We start from the raw sequence: 21190 nt of genomic DNA, 5'->3' as shown, positions 1-21190 counted from the left end.
CCCGCTCACCCGTCCGCCGGCCCGGACCGGCGGGCGGAGGAGCGGGCCCGCAGCGCCTCGACGCCGACCAGGTCGTCAGGAAGGGCGTCGGGCACCACGTCGTCGAAGCGGGCCAGCACCTTGACCCGCATCGCCACCAGGGCGGTCACCGCCATGGCGAGCGCGAAACAGATGTACATAAAGCCGATGCCGCGGCCGGGCCCCGTGCCGACGAGCGTGCCCGCGGTGGAGGCCAGCGGCCCGCCGTGCGCCAGCAGCGGCTCGAACAGCGCCGTGCCGTACGGCGCCACCAGGCCGAAGCCGAGCGGCAGTGTGGACCACGCCACCAGCGTGTTGAGCGCGATGACCCGGCCGTGGAACCGCTGCGGCACCTTCACCTGGATGATGGTGGCGTAGACGCCGTTCAGCAGGGCCAGCCACATCGACATGCCGAACGCGCCGATCCCGATGACCAGCAGGTCGGACCGCAGCCCGGTGACCAGGCAGAACAGCGCGAGCGCCAGGGTCGACAGCAGCACGCCGCGCAGGCGGCGGCGCCGGGGGCCGCCCCACACGGTCATCACCAGGCCGCCCGTGAACGCGCCGAGGCCGCCCGCGAACGCGACCCGCCCGACGTCGGCCAGCGTGCCGGTGGCCAGCACCAGCGGCGAGATCAGCAGGAACAGCGGCGACAGGAAGATGTTGAGCACCGCGAAGAAGCCGAGCATGGCGCGGAACGAGCGGTTGCCCCAGGAGTAGCGGAAACCCTGGACCATCTCGGCGAGCACCGACTCGCGCCGCTTCCACGCCATGGACGCGGGGAACCGGGTGAGCGCGACGCTGAGGATCGCCACCGCGTAGCTCGCCACGTCGATGACGAGGATGCCGGACAGGCCGATGGTGGCCATCAGGCCGGCCGCGACGAGCGGCACGATGAGCTGCGCGGTGCCGGTGACCATCTGCACCACGCCGTTGGCGTGGCCGAGGTAGCGCTTCGGCACGAGCTGCGGTATCGCCGAGCCGTACGCGAGGCGCTGGAAGGTCAGCGCGACGGACAGGCCGACGAGCAGCGGATATATGTGCCAGATCTCCAGGTTCCCGGTCCACAGCAGCACGCCGAGCGCGAGCTGGGTGCCGCCCGCGCCGACGTCGCCTGCGAGCATGACCAGGCGGCGGTCGGCGCGGTCGACGATCGCCCCGGCCAGCGGGGACACCAGCATGCCGGGCACCAGGCCGAGCACGGCGAACAACGCGAAGTCGGCCAGCGACCCGGTGGTCAGGTAGATCCAGATGGGGATGGCGAACTCGGTGAGCGCCGACCCGGTGATCGACACGAGCTGACCGGCCGCCACCACCGCGAACCGCCGCATGCTCGGCCGCGGCCCCGTGGTCCACGCCGCGGCTCCGGCCGGGTTCACCGGAGCCGGGGGCGTCCCTGCGGGATCCGCGGCCTCCTGCCAGCTCTCAGGGGCCGCGGCGGGGTCGAGCGTGGAGGTGCCGTGCAGCCACCAGGTGGAGTCCTCGCGGCGCAGGTACGGCTCGACGTCGCCGCTCGCGACGGCGGGGTGGACGCCGGTGAGGATCGTCGCGAGCTCCTCGGCGCGGTACTTCAGGAAGAAGTGGCCGGCCTCGTCCAGCACCACCAGGGACGCCGAGCGGGTGACGCAGTGCCACTCGCGGAAACGCTCCTGGTAGAACTCGGTCGCCGGGTCGCGCTCGCCCACGACCGAGATCACGGGGGTGCGCAGCGGCGGGGCGCCCTCCTCGAACAGCCGCCCGAAGTACGCCTCCGCCTCCTTGGTGCCCTTGCGGCGGTTGCGGATGATGAGCCGCACCTGCTCGGGGTCCACCTCGTCCAGGTCCATCCCGGCGGCGGTGAGGGCGTTCGCCATGACCTGGTCGCTGCGCAGGTGCTCCGTCAGGTCCGACAGGCGCCTGCTGAACCCGCGCGGGCGGGCGAAGGGGAAGATGCCGCCGAGGTACACGGCGTCCACCTCGCGGCCCTCGGCCTCCAGGCGGCGCACCATCTCGGTGACCAGCATCACGCCGAGGCCGCAGTGGCCGTACACCACGAGCGGGCCCTCGACGCCGTCGAGGATCTCGGCGGCGCAGCCGGCCGCGACCTCCTCGATGGGGCGGGCCTCCTCCCCGAGCTCGTGCCCGGGCACCGCGATCGAGTACAGCGCCCAGTCCTGCGGCAGCGCGTCGGCGAGGTGCTTGTAGATGACCGCGCTGCCGCCGCCGTAGGGCGCGCACACCAGCGTGGCGGTGACGGGACGGGCCGGGGTGAGGCGGTGCAGCAGCTTGCGGGGGCCGTCGTCGGCGCTGGTCATCAGGCGGGCGAGCGCGCGGACCGTGGGGTGCGCGAACAGGTCCATGATCGTGACGGGGCGGGCGTCCAGGCCGCGCAGCCGGGCGATCACCTGCATGGCGAGCAGCGAGTGGCCGCCGAGGTCGAAGAAGTCGTCGAGCGCGCCGACCCGCTCGACACCGAGCACCGCGGCCCAGACGGCGGCGACGGACTCCTCCAGCGGGCCCTCGGGCGCCGCGTACTCGGCGGCCTCTCCCGCCGCGGCGTCGTCGGGCTCGGGCAGCGCGGCGCGGTCCACCTTGCCGTGCGACTTCAGCGGGATCTCGTCCAGCCACACGTACCGGACCGGCACCATGTAGTCCGGCAGCCGCTCGCGCAGCCACGGCCGCAGCTCCCCGGGGCCGGGGCGGGCGTCCTGGCCGTCCCCCGCGGGCACCAGGTAGGCGACCAGGCCGCGCTCGCGCAGGTCGGTGACGGCCTGGGCGACGGCCGGGTGGTCCTGCAGCGTGTGGTCGATCTCGCCGAGCTCGACCCGGTGGCCGCGCACCTTGACCTGCAGGTCGCGGCGGCCGAGGAAGCGCAGCTCGCCGCCGGCGGTCCACAGGCCGAGGTCGCCGGTGCGGTACATGCGCGCCCCGGGCTCGCCGTAGGGGTCGGGCACGAAACGCTCGGCGGTGGTCCCCGGGCGGCCGAGGTAGCCGCGGGCCAGCCGTTCCCCGCCGAGGTGGATCTCGCCGGGCACGCCCGGCGGCACCGGCCGCAACCACCCGTCCAGCACGTACACCCTGGCGCCCGGCATGGGACGGCCGATCGGGAGCACGGGCCCGGCCGCGGGCACGGCGGGGTCCACGTGGAAGGTGGTGACGCCGACGGTGGCCTCGGTGGGGCCGTAGTGGTTGACCACGGCGCACCGGCCGCGCGCGGCGAGGTCGCGGGCCCAGGCCCACGGGGAGGCCTCCCCGCCGAGGACCAGCAGGCGGCGCGGCAGCAGCGCGTCCGGGGTGGACTCGGCGAGCAGGGCGGCCAGGTGGGACGGGGTGATCTTCAGATGGTCGATCCGGTGCGCGGCGAAGTAGGCCGCGAGGTCCGGGGCGGCGGTGCGGGACGGGATGAGGTGCAGCGTGCCGCCGGTCAGCAGCGACAGGTAGAACACCGTCACCCCGAAGTCGAACGCCGGGGACTGCAGCAACGCGAACCCGTCCCCCGGCATGAACCCCGCGCCGTCTCCGCCGGATCCCGAGGCGCCCTCATGGGGCACGCGGCCCGGCGCGCCGGCCTGGCGCATGGCGGCCTCGAAGCGTTCGCGGACACCGGAGAGGTAGCGCAGGATCTCGCGGTGCTGCACGGCGACACCCTTGGGGCGGCCGGTGGTGCCGGAGGTGTAGATGACGTACGCCACGTCCCGCCCGGTGGCGCCGCTGTCCAGGGGACCGGGGTCGGGGCCGTCGAGCAGGCCGTCGTTCAGCAGGACGGCGCGGGCGCCGCCGGCCAGGGGCAGGTCGCCGGCGAGAGCGGCGGTGGTGACGGCGAGGCGCGCCCCGGCGTCCTCCAGGGCGTGCGCGAGGCGCTCGGCGGGGTGCTCGTGGTCGAGCGGCACGTAGGCGGCGCCGGTCTTCAGCACGCCCGCCACCGCGACGGCGAGGTCCGCGGACTGTTCGAGGAACACCGCGACCCGCTCGCCGGGGCCCGCGCCGAGCCCGGCCAGGTGGTGGGCCAGCCGGTTGGACCGCGCGTCCAGCTCGGCGTAGGTGAGCGTGACGGCGCCGTGCACGACGGCCGCGGCACCGGGCGCCAGGGCCGCCCGCGCGGTGATGACGTCGTGCAGCAGCTCGTACGCCGGGGGCTCGGGGTCGGGTGAGGCGGAGAACTCCGGCGCGTCCCCGGGCGGCAGCGCGTACCGCGAGATCGGCAGGCCGGGATCGGCGACGACGGCGCGCAGCAGGCTCTCGAAGTGCTCGGTGAGGCGCCGCGCGGTGTCCGGGCGGAACAGCGCGGTGCTGTAGGTGAGGTCGCCCCACAGGCCGCCGTCCGCGGTCTCGTGGACGTACAGCGCGAGGTCGAACCGGGTGACCGCGGACGCGAACGGGAAGCCGGTGACGGTGAGGCCCTCGTGGCGCGGCACCCCGGCGTCCTTGCGGTAGTTCTGCAGCGCGAACATCACCTGGAACACCGGCGACCTGCTGACGTCGCGCTCCACGGCGAGCTCGTTCACCATCTGGTCGAACGGCAGCTCCTGGTGGGCGTAGGCGTCCAGCGCCGTCTCCCTGCAGCGGGCCAGCAGCTCGGTGAACACCGGGTCGCCGGACAGGTCGGCGCGCAGCGGGAGCGTGTTGACGAACACCCCGGCGGCGGTCTCCAGCTCCGGCAGCGACCGGCCGCTGACCGGCGAGCCCACCGCGAAGTCCTCCGCGCCCGCGTACCGGCCGAGCAGCACCTGCAGCACGGCCAGCAGCGTCATGTACGGCGTGGCGCCCTCCGCGGTGCTCAGCCGGGTGACCCCGGCGGCGAGCTCCCGGTCGAGGGGGAAGCCGCAGGTGGCGCCGTCGAAGCCGTGCACCGGGGGGCGGGGCAGGTCGGTGGGCAGGTCCAGGGCGGGCACGCCGGCGAGCTGCGCGGTCCAGTACTCGACGTCGCGGCGGTACTCGGGGGTGCCGGCGCGGCTCCGCTGCCAGGCGGCGTAGTCGCCGTACCGCACCGGCGCGGGCGGGTCGAGCGCGGCGGGCGTGCCGGAGCGGTGGGCGTCGTGCAGCGCGAGGATCTCGCCGATCAGGATGTCGCAGGTGCGGCCGTCGGTGACCGCGTGGTGCATGGCGAGCAGCAGCACGTGGTCCTCGGCGCCGGCGCGCACCAGCAGGGCCCGCATGAGCGGACCGGCCTCCAGGTCGAACGGCCGGGCGATCTCCTCCTCCACCAGCGCCCGCGCGGCGGCGGGCCGGTCCTCCTCTGGCGTGTCCGCGGTGAGGTCGACGACGCGCAGCGGGGTGCGGGGCTCGGCGTCCACGACCGCCTCGGGGCGGCCGTCGGGGGTGGTGACGAAGCGGGTGCGCAGGGCCTCGTGGCGGGCGGTGACGTCCAGCACGGCCGAGCGCAGGCATCCGGTGTCCAGCGGACCCTGGATGCGCACAGCGAACGGCACGACGTACGCGGCGGTGCCCGGCAGGTACTGCTCCAGGAACCAGAACCGTTCCTGGGCGTGCGACAGCGGCGGGGGCGTGCCGGGCGGGCGGGGCGTGACGGTGACGGCCGGCGCGCGGCGGCGCAGCCGCTGGGCCAGGAGCGCCTGCTTGGCCGGCGACAGGCCGGTGGTCACGTGGCCTCCTCGGCGACGGCGCCGTCGCCGAGCAGCCGCATGGCCTCCTCGTCGGACATGCCGGCCAGTTCCTCCAGCAGCAGTTCCTCCACGACGGCGGCCAGCGCCGCCACCGTGCGGTGCGCGAACACCGCGCGGATCGGCACGTCCACCCCGACCCCGGCGCGCAGCCGCGCGGTCACCTGGACCGCGAGCAGCGAGTGGCCGCCGAGCGCGAAGAAGTCGTCGAACGCCCCCACCTCGGGCAGCCCCAGCACCTCGCCCCAGATCTCGGCGACCAGGTGCTCGGCGTCGGTGCGCGGCGGCACCGGCGGCTCGTCCCGCTCCACCTCGGCCCGCGGCAGCGCGGCGCGGTCCACCTTGCCGTTCGGGGTGAGGGGCAGCGCGTCGAGGCGCGCCCAGACACCCGGCACCATGAACGGCGGCAGCGCCGCGGCGGTGTACGCGCGCAGCTCCTCGACCGGCGCGGTGCCGGTCACGTACGCGATCAGCGTGTCGTCCCGCACGGTGACGGCCACCTCGCCCGCGCCGGGGCAGGCCGCCAGCCGGGCCTCCACCTCGGCGGGCTCGACGCGGTGGCCGCGCACCTTGATCTGGTCGTCGAGGCGGCCGAGGAACTCCAGCCGCCCGTCCGGCCGCTGCCGCACCCGGTCCCCGGTGCGGTAGAGGCGGGCACCCGGGGGGCCGCCGGGGTCGGTGAGGAACCGCTCGGCGGTCAGCCCGGGGCGGCCGAGGTAGCCGCGGGCCACGCCGGCGCCGCCGACGTACAGCTCGCCGGGCACGCCGGGAGGCACGGGCACGCCGTGCTCGTCCATGACGTGCACGGTGGTCTCGGCGATGGGACGGCCGATGGGCGGGCGGGGCCCGGGGTCGTCGGCGAGCTCGGCGGCGGTCGCGATGACGGTGGTCTCGGTGGGGCCGTAGGTGTTGACGAGCCGCACCCGGCCGCCGAACCGCGCACGCCAGCGGGCCACGGCCGCCGCGTGGACCTGCTCGCCGCCCAGGACGACCAGGCGCAGCGCGGCCGGCCAGCGGATGTCGTCGATCAGGTCCACCATGCGGTGCCAGTACGCGGTGGGCAGGTCGAGCACCGTGACGTCCGGCGTGGCGGCGAGCACGTCGGGCAGCGCGGCGCCGCCGTCCGGCAGCGTCACCACGGTGGCGCCCGCGGTGAGGGCCGGGTAGATCTCCTCGGCGTGGGTGTCGAAGCCGAGCGAGGCGAACTGCACCACCTTGTCGCCGGGGCCGAGCCCGTAGGCGGAGCGCATCCACCGCACCCGGGCCGCGAGGTTGCCGTGCTCGACGACCACCCCCTTCGGGACGCCGGTCGAGCCGGAGGTGTACAGGACGTACGCGGCGTCCTGTTCCTCCGGCCCGGCGGCCCCCGCGGGCGCGTGCGGCCCGGCAACGCCCGGGGGTGTCCTGTGCGGCCCGCCGGCGTCGGCGTGCTCCGCCGCGTTGACGTCGACGGTGGCCGTGGGAAAAGTCAGGTGGCGGGTGCCCGCGTCGGTGACGACCAGGGTCAGGCCCGCGTCGCGGACCAGCGCGGACAGCCGCTCGGCGGGGTGCTCGGGGTCGAGCGGCAGGTACGCGGCGCCGGCGTGCCAGGCGGCGAGCAGCGCGACCACCGAGGACGGCGAGCGCCCCACGCAGAGCCCGACGGTGCCGTGGCCGCGCAGCAGCTCGGCCAGGCGCCGGGCCCGCGCGTCCAGCCGGGCGTAGGTCAGCCGTTCGGCGCCGCACTGCACGGCGACCGCCCCCGGCGCGCGGCGGACCGTCTCGGCGATCATCGCGGGCACCGTGCGCGCGTCCGGCCACACCTCGTCCTCGGTGGGCGGCGCGGCGCCGGGCGTGACGTCCTGCGGGGACAACGCGGTGACGGGCGGCCGGGCGAGGGCCGCGTCGTCCTCCGGGGTGCGCATCGGGAGGGCGGAGACCGGGGTGCCGGGGCCGGCGGCGACCGCGCGGAGCAGCACCTCGAAGCGTGCCGCGATGTTCGCCACGGTGGCGGGCTCGAACAGCCCGGCGTCGTAGGAGAACTCCAGCGTGAGGCCCCCGGCGTGGCGCCAGGCGTCCAGCGACAGGTCCAGCTTGACGTGGCCGCCGCGCGCGTCGAACGGCTCGCAGCGCAGGCCGTCGAACGGCTCGGCGGTGCCGCTCTCCTCGCTGTGCAGGATGAACATGGTCTGGAACAGCGGTGTCCTGCCGGTGTCCCTGCCCGCCTCCAGCAGGCCGGGCAGCCGTTCGAACGGGATGACGCGGTGGGTGTGCGCGTCCAGCACGGTCTCGCGGACCGCGCCGAGGAACGCGGCGAACGCCGGGTCGCCGGTGAGGTCGGCGCGCAGGACCAGGGTGTCGGTGAGGTAGCCGACGACCTTCTCCAGCTCCACCCGGTCGCGGGCGGCCGTCGGGGACCCGATGGCGAAGTCCCGCCGGCCGCTGTGGCGGGCCAGCAGCACGTGGTAGGCGGCGAGCAGCACCATGAACAGGGTGGCGCCGTGGTCCCTGCCGGTGCGCTCGAGCGCGGCGGCGAGGTCGTCCGGCAGCGTGACGCGGTGGTGGCCGGCCGGCCGCACCGGGACGTCCGCGCGGGGCCGGTCCACCGGCAGGTCCAGGGCGGGGAGCCCGCCCAGTTTCTCCTTCCAGTACGCCAGCGCCGCCTCGTGGCGGTCGGTGCCGGCGCGCAGCAGCTCACGGTGGGCGATGTCGCCGGGTTGCAGCGGCGGCGGCAGCGGGTCGCCGTCCACGCGGCGGCGGCCCGCGCCGTACAGCCGGGACAGGTCGTCGTACAGCACGTTCAGCGACCAGCCGTCGGCAGCGATGTGGTGGGTGACCAGGCACAACACGTGGTCGGTGGGCGAGATCCTGATCAGCGTGGCGCGCAGCGGCGGCGCGGCGGTGAGGTCGAAGGGCGTGTCGACCCGCGCGGCGACCAGTTCGCGTGCGTGCTCCTCACCGCCGGCGTCGACGCGTTCGAACCGCGCGGCGGACGGCGGCTCCACCACGGCGAGGGGGCGGCCGTCGTCGTGGGGGTAGCGGGTGCGCAGGCTCTCGTGCCGCGCGGCCAGCAACGTGAGCGCGCCGTCGAGCAGGTGCGAGTCGAGGGGGCCGTGGACGCGGCGGACCAGGTAGACGTTCCAGGAGGCGTCGCCGGGGTCGAAGCGGTGCAGGAACCACAAGCGTTCCTGGGCCGCCGACAGCGGGGCGGGGGCGCCCGCGGGCCTCGGCTCGTACGGCGCGGCGCTCCGCTCGGCGCGGGCGGCCGCGGCGGCGAGTTCGGCCACGGTGGGGCCGGCGAACAGCTCGCGCACCGGCACCCGCACGCCGAGCGCGTCGGCGAGGCGGGCGACGACCTTGGTGGCGAGCAGGGAGTGGCCGCCGAGGGCGAAGAAGTCGTCGTCGGCGCCGACCGCCTGGATGCCGAGGACCTCGGCGAACACGGCGGCGATCAGCCGCTCGGCCGGCGTGCCCGGCGGCCTGCCGCCGGCCTCCGCGGGTTCGGGTTCGGGCAGGGCGCGCCGGTCCAGCTTGCCGTTCGGGGTGAGCGGCAGCGTGTCCATGCGGACGAACACCGCGGGCACCATGAACGACGGCAGCCGGGCGGCCAGCGCGTCACGGTCGGGCTCACCCGCGACGTAGGCGACGAGCGTCTGGTCGCGCACCACGACGGCGGCCTGCCGCACGCCGGGCTGGGACTCGAGGGCCGCTTCGATCTCGCCGAGCTCGATGCGGTGGCCGCGCAGCTTGACCTGGCCGTCGGAGCGGCCGAGGAACTCCAGCGCGCCGCCCGCGCGGCGGCGCACCGTGTCGCCGGTCCGGTACACCCGGGCGCCGGGCCCGCCGAACGGGTCGGGGGCGAACCGCTCGGCGGTCAGGGCGGGGCGGCCCAGGTAGCCGTCGGCGACGCCGGCACCGCCGATGACGAGCTCGCCGGGGACGCCGGGCGGGACGAGTTCGAGATCCTGGTCCACCACGTGCACGCTGGTGCCCGCGATCGGCTCGCCGATGGACACCGCGGCGGGGTTCTCCGGCACCTCCCACGCGGTGGACCAGATGGTGGTCTCGGTGGGGCCGTACATGTTCCACAGCCGCCCGACCTTGGCGCGCAGCTCGGCGGCCAGCGGCAGCGGCAGCGCCTCGCCGCCGACCAGCGCCTTCAGGTGCGGGCCGGTGAACCCGGCGGCGAGCAGCACACGCCAGCCGGACGGGGTGAGCTGCACGTGGGTCACGCCGGCGCCGGCGACGAGGCGGGCCAGCGCGGCGCCGTCCCTGGCGACGCCGGGTGCGGCCACCACGGCGCGGGCGCCGGTGATCAGCGGCAGGTACATCTCCAGGCCGGAGATGTCGAAGGACGTCGAGGTGACCGCGAGCCACACGTCGCCGGGACCGGCGCCGAGCAGGTCGCGCATGGCGAGCAGGAAGCCGGTGAGCGCGCGGTGCGGCACCACGACGCCCTTCGGGCGGCCGGTGGAACCCGAGGTGTAGAGCACGTACGCCGGGTCGTCCGGTCCCGGGCCGTCCGGCAGGTCCGCCGGGAGGGGGGCGAGGACGTCGCCGTGCGGGTCGCCGTGGTCGGCCCGCGGGTCCAGGGCGATCACCGTGGCGTCGTGCGCGGGCAGCAGGTGGGCGAGCTCCGGCCGGGCGAGCACGACGGCGGCGCCGGAGTCGGCGAGGACCGTCGCGATCCGGTCCGGCGGGTAGCCCGGGTCGAGCGGCAGGTACGCGGCGCCCGCGCGCATCGTGCCGAGGAAGGCGGCGACGGCGGCGGCGGACCGTTCGGCGAAGACCGCGACCACGGTGCCCCGCCCGGCGCCGGCGCGCACCAGCTCCCGCGCCACCCCGTCGGCGGCCGCGGCCACCTCGGCGTACGTCAGCGACAGCGCCTCGCCGGTCCACCAGGACCCCGAGGGCGCCGGGCCCGGCTCCCCGGCCGGTGCCGGTGTCCCGTGCGCAGCCGGGGTACCGGACGAGGAGCCGGGGGACTCGCGGTGCTCGTCCCGCGGGGCGCTCAGCGCGACCGCCGTCGGCGTGGCGGCGGCGCGGCGGGCGAACATCTCGACGACCGTGGGCAGGGACGCCGGGGGCACCGGCGGGTGGCCGCCCTGGCGCAGCAGGTGTTCGCGCTCGGCCGCGTCCACGGCGAGCAGGCGGGACAGGTGGGCGCCGGGCTCGGCGACGGCGCGGGCGAGCAGGGAGAGGTACGCCGACGCGTAGCCCTCCGCGGTCTCGCGGTCGAACAGATCGGTGTTGTAGGTGAGCACCAGGCGCCGGTCGCCGTCCTCGCCGAACACGTCGAGCACCAGGTCGTGGTGCACCTGGGCGTAGCCCGCGTCCAGCACCTCGGCCCGCACGCCGGGCAGCGTGAGGCGGGACTCGCCCATGTCGTGCAGCACCAGCATCGTCTGGAACAGCGGTGCGCGGCTCAGGTCGCGCTCCACGCCGAGCTCGGCGACCAGCCCGAACGGCACGTCCTGGTGCCGGTAGGCGTCCAGGGCGGCGGCGCGGGTGCGCGCGACCAGCTCGCGGAACTCCGGGTCGCCGGACAGGTCGCCCCGCAGGACCAGCGTGCCGGAGAAGTAGCCGATGAGCGGCTCGTACTCCAGCCGGTCCCGGCCCGCGACGGCCGAGCCCACGCACACGTCGTCCTGGCCGCTGTAGCGGGACAGCAGGGCCTGGTAGGCGGCGGTCAGCACCATGAACACGGTGCAGCGCTCGGCGGCGGCGAGGCGGCGCACGCCGTCCATCAGGCCGTCCGGCAGCGGCACGACGATCGCCTCGCCGGCGGTGGTGGCCATCGGGGGGCGGGGGCGGTCGGTGGGCAGCTCCAGGGGGCGCGCCCCGGCGAGCCGCTCCTTCCAGTACGCGAGCGCCTCCTGCTGGCCGGCGGGGCGCTCGCGCTGGGCGCGGGCGAAGTCGGCGAAGGCCGCGGGCAGCGGCGGCAGCGGGGACGGCTTGCCGTCGGCGAAGGCGGTGTAGAGGCGCGCCGTCTCGTCCAGCAGCAGCTTCAGCGACCAGCCGTCGCAGGCGATGTGGTGGACCACCAGGCACAGCACGTGGTCGCCGGGGCCGAGGCGGGCGAGGGCGGCGCGCAGCGGCGGCCCGGCCGCGAGGTCGAACGGGCGGTTGGTGCGCTCGGCGAGGAACGCGGGCACCTCGTCGGGGGTGAGGTCGGCGCGCTCGAGGGCGAACGAGCCCGGCGGCTCGGCGATCTGCTCGGGACGGCCGTCGCGCGCGGCGAAACGGGCCCGCAGCGGGGCGTGCCGTGCCACCACCTCGCCAAGGGATCTTTCCAAGACATCCGCGTCCAGCGAGCCGCTCAACCGTAAAGTACTGAACAAGTGATGCGAGGGATCACCGGGTTGTAGCTGGTCCAGGAACCATAGACGTTCCTGGCCATACGAAAGCGGGATCAGTTCGCGCATTACGTCAATACCTCTGCCGGACTAAGACGAGAAAGGGGCTCTTGTCCGTTATGTCCGTCAGACAAGCGCGTCCTGGGCGAATGCATAGGTTTCAGTGATGGTGGGAACGCTCCCACGACCCGAAAGGCTATGGATCGGGTTTGGCGTCGTCAAGATGTCGTTCATGTTTCGTCCGTAACGGGCTTTTTACCAGGATATTTAGGCTGAGGTCGCCGTCCGAAACGACGCAAAGCCCTGATCATCCTTGACACTTCTTTGCGGTCATCCCTAGGGTCTTGGGAGCGCTCCCATATGCCCCGATTCCCTGCGGAACGCCGCGCTGGAGGTCCCGTGTCGCATCCGCTCCGGCCGGAGAGGCCGAAACCACACCGAAACACTCCGGACGGGTGCTCATGACCCCCACCCAGGCGGCGGTGGCCGCGATGTGGACGGAACTGCTCGGCGTGACCCCGGCCTCGGCCGACGACGACTTCTTCGCCCTCGGCGGCCAGTCCCTCGCCATGGTCCAGTTCCTCGCGCGCGTGCAGGAGAACTACGGCGTCGAGCTGCCCATCGACCTGCTGTTCGGCGGCGACTTCACCGTGGCGGAGGCCGCCGCGGCGATCGACCGCAGCCGGCTGGAGTCCGCGGACGACGAGGAGATGGCCGCGCTCCTCGCCGAGCTCGAAGGCATGTCCGACGAGGACGTGCTCGCCCTCCTCGCCGAGGAGGACTGACCTCCGCCATGCCCACCATGTTGCTGGTGACGCACGGCACCGACGGCGACGTGCTGCCCTTCGTCCGGCTCGGCGCGGAGCTGCGCGCGGGCGGCCACGAGGTCACGCTCATCACGCACGCCCACTACGGGCCGCACGCCGGGCGCGCCGGCCTCGGCTTCGTGCCGATCGACACCGCGGCGGAGTTCGAGCGCACCCTCGCCGACACCCCGGACCTGCTCGGCGGCCTCGGATGGCAGGAGTTCTACGAGCGCAACGGGCTGTACGGCCAGATGGAGCTGGAGTTCGCCGCCATGGCCGCGCGGTACCGCGCCGGGGAGACCGTGCTGGTGGGGCGGCACACCTCGGCGCTCTCGGTGCTGTTCGCCGCGGAGGCGCTCGGGGCGCCGGCCGCGTGGGTGGCGGTGGCGCCGATCCAGATCATGGCCGAGCGGGCCGCGCTGCACGCGTACCGCCACCTGCTCTGGGAGGGCATCGCGGGGGTGCGGCGGCGGCTCGGGCTGGCGCCCATCGAGGACTGGGACGCCTGGTTCTCCTCGGCCGCCCTGCACCTCGGCCTGTGGCCCCGCTGGTTCGACCGTGCCGGCACCCGCTCGCCCGCACGGGTCCGCCTGACCGGCTTCCCCCTGCCCGACGAGGGCCCCGACGAGCCGTTGCCGCCCGCCGCCGAAGAGGTCCTGAGCGGCCCGGTCGCCCCCGTGCTCGTCACCGGCGGCACCGGCCGCATGCTGCACGGCCGCTTCTACACCGCCGCCGTGGAAGGCGCCCGCCAGGCCGGCCGCCCCGTCCTGCTGGTGGTCAGGCACCGCGACCTCGTCCCCGACCCCCTGCCTCCCGGCGTGACCTGGTTCCCCCGCCTCCCGTTCCACGCCGTGATGCCCCGCGTGGCCGCCGTGGTGCACCACGGCGGCATCGGCACCCTGAGCCGCGCCCTCCGCGCCGGAGCCCCCCAGATCATCCTCGCCCACGGCGTGGACCGTCCCGACAACGCCGAACGCCTCCACCGCCACTCCCTGGCGACCTGGCTCCCCGCCCCCCGCTGGACCCCCGAGGAAGTGGCCCCCCTGATCAAGTCCGCCACCGCCCAGGGCACCCGCCCCCCGGACCTGACGCAACCGGACGGCCCGGACGCGGACCCCCTGGCAACGGACGTGATGCAACCCGGCACAGTACGGCCCGACGGAGGGCCCGGCGGCACAGTGCAGCCGGACGGAGGACAGCCCGGCGGGGAGCATTCCGGCGGAACGCAGACCGGCGGAACCCAGACCGGCGGAGCGCATGAGGACGGGGTGCGGCGGGCGGCTTGGCTGATCTCGTCGCTGGCCGTCGCGCCGCCGGACTTCGCGCCGGACGACGACGCTGGGCTCACGTCCCCTACCGGAAATATCACGGCAGATACGGGGTCGGAGGCGGTCGCGCTGGCGCCGGCCGGCGTGGCCGCGGAGAGGAAAGAGGGGGCCACGGCGGTCGAGGCGGCTCGGCGGCAGCTCGGAAGGCTGTCGGCGGCGCAGCGACAGGCCGTGGCGGAGCGGTTGCGCGGGCGGCTGTCGGGACGGGAGGCGTGATGCGGATCCTTCGGTGCGGGACGGACGTCCGCCGGCCGTCCGACGAGTGCCGGGAGGCGTGATGCGGATGCCGGGTCGCGGGACGGGTGTCCGCGTGCTCGCTGGTGACGGGTGGGGGGCGTGATGCGGATCCTGCTGGCGCAGAACATGTTCCACCTGCCGACGCATGGCGGGGCCAACAAGTCGAACCGGATCATGTTCGAGCAGCTCGCGGCGCGCGGGCATGACTGCCGGGTGGTGGCGCCGTTGTCGGGGGCGTTGCGCCGGACGTCGCTGGACGGGCATCTGCGCTACCTGGAGAGCGCGGGGGCGCTGGTCCGGTCGGTGAGCGACGAGGCGGTGACCTACGAGTACCGCGGCGTGGTGGCACATGCCGTTGTCAACCCATCGCACCTGGCCCGGTGGGTCGGCACGGTCTGCGCGGAGCTGACGCCGGACTGGGTGCTGGTGCCGTCCGACGACCCAGGGCTCATCATGCTGGGCGCCGCGTCGCGGGCGGCGCCGGGGCGGGTGGTGTACCTGGCGCACACCCTGCAGCAGATCCCGTTCGGGCCGGGCGCGTTCTATCCGAGCGCCGCGGGCACCCGCCTCGTCAGGAACGCCGCGGGGGTGGTCGCGGTCAGCCGCGCGGCCCAGGACCACCTCGAACGCTGGGGCGGCGTCGGTTCCACGCTCATCCACCCGCAGGTCTACACGCCGTCCGGCACCTCCTGGCCCGGCGACGGCGAGGCCGTGACCATGGTCAACCCGTGCGCGTACAAGGGGCTGCCGGTCTTCCTCGCGATGGCCGACGCCCGGCCGCGGGTGCCGTTCCTCGCGGTGCCGACGTGGGGCGCCACCGAGGAGGACCTGGCGGCGCTGCGCGCCCGGCCCAACATCGAGCTGATGGACCCGGTGGACGACATCGGCGAGATCCTGGCGCGCAGCCGGGTGCTGGTGATGCCGTCGCTGTGGGACGAGACGTTCGGTTACACCGCCGTGGAGGCCATGCTGCGCGGCGTGCCGGTGCTGGCGTCGGACGTCGGCGGCCTGTCGGAGGCCAAGCTCGGCGTCCCGTACCTGCTGCCGGTGCGCCGCATCACCGGCTACGAGGCGGGCGCGCACGCCCGCCCGGTCCCGGTCGTGCCCGAGCAGGACGCCGGGCCGTGGCTGGACACCCTGGACCGTCTGCTGGACGACCCGGCGCACCACCGCGAGATCTCCGTGCGCTCCCGCGAGGCCGCCGCCGCCTTCGCCGCCTCCCTGGACGAGGGCGCACTGGAGCGCTTCCTCACCGGCCTGGCCCCCGCCGGGACACCCGCACCGCGCCCGGACGCCGGCGAGCCGCCCGTCCCGCACCGGGCCAAGACGCTCACCCCGCAGCGCCGCGCCGCGCTGGCCGCCCTGCTGGCCGCGCGCGGACGCCCCGAGCCCCCTCCCCCGCCCCCCTCGGAGCAAGGAGACACAGCATCGTGACCGGCATCGCGCAGGCGTACCGTCCGCCCATCGCCGCCATCGCCGACGAGGACCTGCAGCTCCTCCTGCTCATCCGGCATTTCGAGCTCGCCCTGCTCGACCTGTTCGGCAAGGGCGCCCTCAACGGCACCACGCACACCTGCCTCGGCCAGGAGTACATCCCGGTGGCGCTGCGCACACTGCTGCGCGAGGACGACTTCGTCTTCAGCAACCACCGGGGCCACGGCCACTTCCTCGCCCGCTACCCCGACCCGCGGGGCCTGCTCGCCGAGATCATGGGTCGGGAGGGTGCCCTGTGCGGCGGCGTGGGGGGCAGCCAGCACATCTACCACGAACGGTTCCTGTCCACCGGGGTGCAGGGCGAGAGCCTGCCGGTCGCGGTCGGGGTGGGGCTGCGCCTCAAGCGCACCGGCCACGGGGCGCTGGCCTGCGCCTACATCGGCGACGGCACGCTCGGCGAGGGCTCGGTGTACGAGGCGCTCAACATGGCCAGGCTGTGGCGGGTGCCGCTCCTGGTCGTCGTGGAGAACAACGGCATCGCGCAGTCCACGCCGACGAGCCGCCAGATGGCCGGCACGGTCGCCGGGCGGGCCGCGGCGTTCGGCATCGGGTACCACCGGGTCACCACGGTGGACCTGGCGTGGATACGGGACGAGCTGGGGCCGCTGGTCACCTCGGTGCGGCAGAACTCCGGGCCGCTGATCGTGGAGTTCATGACCCACCGCATCGGCCCGCACAGCAAGGGCGACGACTCCCGCCCCGCCGCCGAACGGGCGCACGCCGAGCTGTCCGGCTGGCACCGGGCGTACGAGGAGGCGTTCCCCGAGCGGTTCACCGAGGCGGACACCCGCCAGCGTGAGCTGGTCGCCGCCATCGTGGCCGAGGTCGCGGACCGTCCGCCGGTCGCCGGGGGCGCCGCGTGACCCGGGCCGAGCGCATCGTCGACAACCTCAACCGGGCGCTGCACGAGGTGATGGCGGCCGACCCGAGCCTGCACGTCCTCGGGGAGGACATCGCCGACCCCTACGGCGGCGCGTTCAAGGTGACCCGGGGGTTGTCCACGCAGTACGGCGCGCGGGTGATGACGACGCCGCTGAGCGAGGGCGGGATCGTCGGTGTCGGCGCGGGGCTCGCCCTGGCCGGGGACAAGGCCATCGTGGAGATCATGTTCGGCGACTTCGCCGGGCTGGCGTTCGACCAGTTGCTGAACTTCGCCAGCAAGTCGACCCGCATGTACGGGCGGCGGGTCGAGATCCCGCTGGTGGTGCGCTGCCCCACCGGGGGCGGGCGCGGGTACGGGCCGACGCACAGCCAGAGCCTCCAGAAGCACTTCATCGGCATCCCCGGGTTGTCGGTGTTCGAGATGAGCCCCTTCCACGACGCGCGCCTGCTGCTGCCGTACCTGCTCGGGCTCGGCGAACCGTGCCTGCTGTTCGAGGACAAGGTGCTGTACACGCGGCGCCGCTTCCACGGCGACGAGGTGGACGACCTGTTCACCTTCGAGCTCGTCGGGCCGCCGCCGTACACCGCGTGCGTGCGCCTGGACGACGACGCCGAACCGGACTGCACGATCATCGCGACCGGCGGGGTGACGCACCACGCGCTGCGGGCCATGCGCGTGCTGCTGCTGGAGGACGAGATCACCACCAGGCTGCTGGTGCCCGCCCGGCTGTACCCCTTCGAGCCGGAGCCGCTGATGCCGCTGCTGGCCGGGGCGCGGCACGTGTGCGTGGCCGAGGAGAGCACCGCCGGGGGGACCTGGGGCGGCGAGGTCGCCCACGTGCTGCACGCGCGGCTGTGGGACTCGTTGCGCGGCCCGGTGCGCCTGGTGCACTCGGCGCCCGACGTGATCCCCACGGCGCCGCACCTGGAGCGCGCCGTGCTCGTGGAGGACACCGCCATCCGCCAGGCGGTGCTGGAGGCCCTGAGATGACCGAGATACGCGTGCCGAAGCTCAACAACAACGACGCCCAGTACGTGCTGGTGGAGTGGATCGCCAAGGACGGCGCCCCGGTGCGCCGCGGCGACCCGCTCGCCGTCCTGGAGACCTCCAAGGCCACCGAGGAGATCACCGCCGAGGGCGACGGCCTCCTCGCCCACCTGCTGGCCGAGGGCGCCGACTGCGAACCGGGCCAGCTCATCGCCCGCCTCTCCCCCACCGGCCTGCCTCCGCTCACCCTCCCCGCCCCGGACCTCTCCACCGTGCCGGAGTCCCCCGCCGCCCTGACCACCGTGCCGGGGTCCCCCGCCGGTCTCTCCACGGAGCCTGGGTCCCCCGCCGGCCTGTCCACAGGGCCTGGATCCGCCGTCGGCCTGACCACCGTGCCGGAGTCCCCCGCCGGCCTGTCCGCCGTCCTGTCCCCGGCGGATCTCGCCTCGCTGCCGGCCTCACCCGCCGCCCTCGTCCCGGCGGACCTGCCCGCCGGCACCGGCGTACCCGCCCCCGCCGACGCCCCGCCTCCCGGACTCGACCCCGGCGGGCGTCCGCTCACCGGACCCACCGGCCCGCCCGCCCCGGAGGGAGGGGAACCCCTCCGGCCGCCGGGCGGGCCGGTGATCACCAGCAAGGCGCGGGCCCTGATGGAGCGGTACGGCATCAGCGACGAAGCCGTCCGCGCCCTGGGCAAGAAGATCGTCCGCGAGTCCGACGTCGAATCCCTCGCCGCCGGACCGCCGCGACCCGGCACCACGACGTACGCCGAGGGCTCCCTCGCCGCCGGACCACAGGGACCCGGCACCACGACGTACCCCGAGGGCTCCCTCGCCGCCGGCGCGCCGGAACCCGGCACCACGGCGGACGCCAGGGGTTCCCTCGCCGCCGGCGCGCCGGGGCCCGGGGCCGCGGCGGACGCCGGGGCGACGCTGGCCCTGTCGCGGGCGCAGCGGCGGACGGCGGACGTGGTGGCGTTGTCGCACCGGACGATCCCGCCCGCGTACACCGTCATGAAGGTGGACATCGGCCCGGCGCTGGCCGAGGGCCGGGCCCGCACCCGGGAGCTGCGCACGCTGATCGGGCCGACCGAGCTGCTGGTGCGCGCGATCGCGAGCCTGCACGACCGGTTCCCGCTGTTCTTCGCCACCCCGGTGGACGGGGGCTCGGTGCGCCCGTCGGAGGCGGCCCATGTGGGCGTCACCTTCGACGTCGGCAAGGGACTCGTCATCCCGGTGGTGCGGGACGCCGCCGCGCTCGGCCTCAAGGAGATCTCCCGCACGCTCCTCGACTTCCGCGTGCGCGCCATGCGCGGTGAGCTGCGGGAGAAGGACCTCGGCGGCGCCAACATCGTGCTCACCCTGCACAACGAGCCCGGCGTGGTCCTCGCCGTCCCCATCGTCTTCCCGGGTCACACCTGCGCCCTCGCGCTGGCCGCCCCCCACCCCGAGGTCGTGCCCGACGGGGACGGGGGCTTCACGGCCCGCGAGGTGGTGCACATCGGCGCCGCCTACGACCACCGCGTACTCAACGGCCGCGACGTCATCCTCTTCCTCACCGCCTTGCGCGACGCCCTGGCGTTCCCCGGCGGAACGGCGTCATGACGGTGAACGAGACGCAGCGGTGGCCCGCCGGGCTGTCGGAGCAGCGCAAGGAACTGGCCGCGCGGCTGCTCGCGGCGCGGCGGCGCGGCACCGGCGACGGGGTGCCCCTCGTGCCGCGGGACGGCGCGCTGCTGGAGTGCTCCCCCGAGCAGCGCAGGCTGTGGCTGACCGCGCAGGCGGACCGGCACTCGGCCACGCCCAACGTGACGCTCGGTCTCGGGTTGTCGGGCCCGCTGGACCTGGCGGCGCTGGACCGGGCGCTGGCGGGCCTGGTGGAGCGGCACGAGACGCTGCGCACCGTCTTCGTGAACTCCGGCGGCGAGCCGCGCCAGATGATCCTCAGCAGGGTGGAGGTCCCGCTCACCGTCGTCGACCTGAGCGGCGAGCCCGGCGGGGAGCGCGTGGCGCGCGAGATGGCACGGGCGGCCGGCGGCGAGCGGTTCGACCTCGCCACGGGGCCGCTGCTGCGCCTCACCGTCTACCGGCTGTCCCCCTCCGAGCACCGGCTCCTGCTGGTGCTGCACCACATCGTGTGCGACGGCGGTTCCCTCGGCGTGGTGGCGCGCGAGCTGGCCACCCTGTACGGCGGGGGCGCCCCGCCGGAGCCGCAGGCCGTGCGGTACGCCGACTACGCCGCGTGGGCGGCGGCCCGTGCCCGGCCGCAGGCGGAGCAGAGGCTGCCGTTCTGGCGGGAACGGCTGGGTGACGACCCGCCGGTGTGCGTCCGTTTCCCGGCCGAGGAGCACGACCCCCGCGAGACCCGCCGCACCGCCACCACCTCCCTGCAGGTGAGCGCGGCCCTGGTGGACGCGTTGCGCGGCGGGGCCGCGACGCCGTTCGCGACCGTGCTCACGGCTTTCATGGTGCTGCTGCACCGCGTGCGCGCCGAGACCGGCGGCGGCGCGGGGCCCGGTGTCACCGTCGGCACCGTGTCGGCGGGGCGGGCGCGCCGCGAGTTCGAGCAGATCGTCGGGTGCTTCGCCAACATGGTGCCGGTGCACGTGCGGGTGGACGGCACCCTCGGCTTCCGCGCCCTGGTGGACGCCACCCGGCGGGAGCTCGGCGCGGCGCTGGCCAACGAGATCCCGTTCGACACGCTGGTGTCCGGCCTCGGCGGGCGGCGGCGTCCCGGCGTGCACCCGGTCTTCCAGCTCGCGTTCATCCAGCGCGACGACCCGCGCCCGCCGGACGGCTGGCCGGGCCTGCGGGCCTTCGAGTGGGGGCAGGAGGTGGACGACACGCCCTACGACCTGACGCTCACCATGACGCCGCACCGCTCCGGCTACGACCTGATCCTCACCCATCGCCTGGACCGGGTGTCCCGGCGGGCCGCCGCCGCGCTGGCCACCGCGTTCGAGACACTGCTCACCGCCCTGTCGATCTCACCGGACGTCCCGGTGGACGATCTCGCCCTCCCGGCCCTGGAGGGCTTCCAGGGCCGGCTGACCGACCCGGAGGGCCGGGCCCGCCCGCAGTCCCCTCCGGCGGCGCTGGGTCCCGCCGACGAGGTCCTGGCCGCGGAGGCCGGCCGGATCTGGTGCGAGGTGCTCGGGGTGCCCCGCGCCGAGGCGGACGCCGACCTGTTCGAGCTCGGCGGCGACTCCCTGGCCGTCACCCGGATCGCGGCGCACGTGAAGGAACGGCTCGGGGTCGAGATCCCCGCGTGGGCCATCTTCGAGGCGCCGACGGTCACCGGACTGGTCGGCGCTCTGGCCGCGTCACGGGGGAGGCCCGCGACGCGGGATTGACGCCACGGGTTGTCAAGCCGCACGCCGCGGCCCGTGGTGACGGAAAAGGGGAGGCGCGGGACCGGGGTTCGGTGCGTGCTGTCCGCATATCGCCTGACCTGCAGGGATATGTCCGGCAGTCGTGAGCCGCGACTCCAGTCGATATTGACC

The 21190-nt window shown here is 75.2% G+C and carries 9 protein-coding genes; 7 read left to right on the top strand and 2 right to left on the bottom strand.

The window, feature by feature from the left end:
- Positions 1 to 5 precede the first annotated feature (5 nt).
- A complete protein-coding gene (locus ABGB17_RS01070; RefSeq protein WP_347625760.1) occupies positions 6 to 5600 on the bottom strand; it encodes an amino acid adenylation domain-containing protein in 5595 nt (1864 codons plus the stop codon).
- On the bottom strand, positions 5597 to 12022 hold the full coding sequence (locus ABGB17_RS01065; protein ID WP_347625759.1) for an amino acid adenylation domain-containing protein: 6426 nt from the start codon (positions 12020 to 12022) through the stop codon (positions 5597 to 5599). The genes ABGB17_RS01070 and ABGB17_RS01065 overlap by 4 nt, the downstream gene beginning before the upstream one ends.
- Before the next feature lie 392 nt (positions 12023 to 12414).
- Between ABGB17_RS01065 and ABGB17_RS01060 the strand changes: the two genes are divergently transcribed.
- From ABGB17_RS01060 to ABGB17_RS01030, 7 genes are all read left to right on the top strand, one after another.
- On the top strand, positions 12415 to 12738 hold the full coding sequence (locus tag ABGB17_RS01060; protein ID WP_347625758.1) for a phosphopantetheine-binding protein: 324 nt from the start codon (positions 12415 to 12417) through the stop codon (positions 12736 to 12738).
- Positions 12739 to 12746: 8 nt separating this feature from the next.
- Positions 12747 to 14303 carry a glycosyltransferase gene (locus ABGB17_RS01055; protein ID WP_347625757.1) on the top strand — a complete coding sequence of 519 codons (1557 nt, stop codon included), beginning with the start codon at positions 12747 to 12749 and terminating at the stop codon, positions 14301 to 14303.
- Between the two features lie 123 nt (positions 14304 to 14426).
- Complete coding sequence (locus ABGB17_RS01050) at positions 14427 to 15758, top strand: glycosyltransferase family 4 protein (protein WP_347625756.1); 1332 nt, start codon at positions 14427 to 14429, stop codon at positions 15756 to 15758.
- A complete protein-coding gene (locus ABGB17_RS01045; protein ID WP_347625755.1) occupies positions 15755 to 16681 on the top strand; it encodes a thiamine pyrophosphate-dependent dehydrogenase E1 component subunit alpha in 927 nt (308 codons plus the stop codon). Before ABGB17_RS01050 ends, ABGB17_RS01045 begins: the two co-directional genes overlap by 4 nt.
- Positions 16678 to 17691 carry a transketolase C-terminal domain-containing protein gene (locus ABGB17_RS01040; protein ID WP_347625754.1) on the top strand — a complete coding sequence of 338 codons (1014 nt, stop codon included), beginning with the start codon at positions 16678 to 16680 and terminating at the stop codon, positions 17689 to 17691. Before ABGB17_RS01045 ends, ABGB17_RS01040 begins: the two co-directional genes overlap by 4 nt.
- The gene (locus ABGB17_RS01035) at positions 17688 to 19292 is read left to right on the top strand and encodes a 2-oxo acid dehydrogenase subunit E2 (protein ID WP_347625753.1); all 1605 of its coding nucleotides are present in this window, start codon (positions 17688 to 17690) and stop codon (positions 19290 to 19292) included. Before ABGB17_RS01040 ends, ABGB17_RS01035 begins: the two co-directional genes overlap by 4 nt.
- Positions 19289 to 21040, top strand: coding sequence for a condensation domain-containing protein (locus tag ABGB17_RS01030; protein WP_347625752.1), 1752 nt, complete (start codon positions 19289 to 19291; stop codon positions 21038 to 21040). The genes ABGB17_RS01035 and ABGB17_RS01030 overlap by 4 nt, the downstream gene beginning before the upstream one ends.
- The last annotated feature ends 150 nt before the right edge of the window (positions 21041 to 21190 follow it).

It is taken from the genome of Sphaerisporangium sp. B11E5, from assembly GCF_039871875.1.
GTDB lineage: Bacteria > Actinomycetota > Actinomycetes > Streptosporangiales > Streptosporangiaceae > Sphaerisporangium.
Note: the sequence above shows the minus strand (reverse complement) of the source record. Positions and strands in the feature narration are given on the sequence as shown.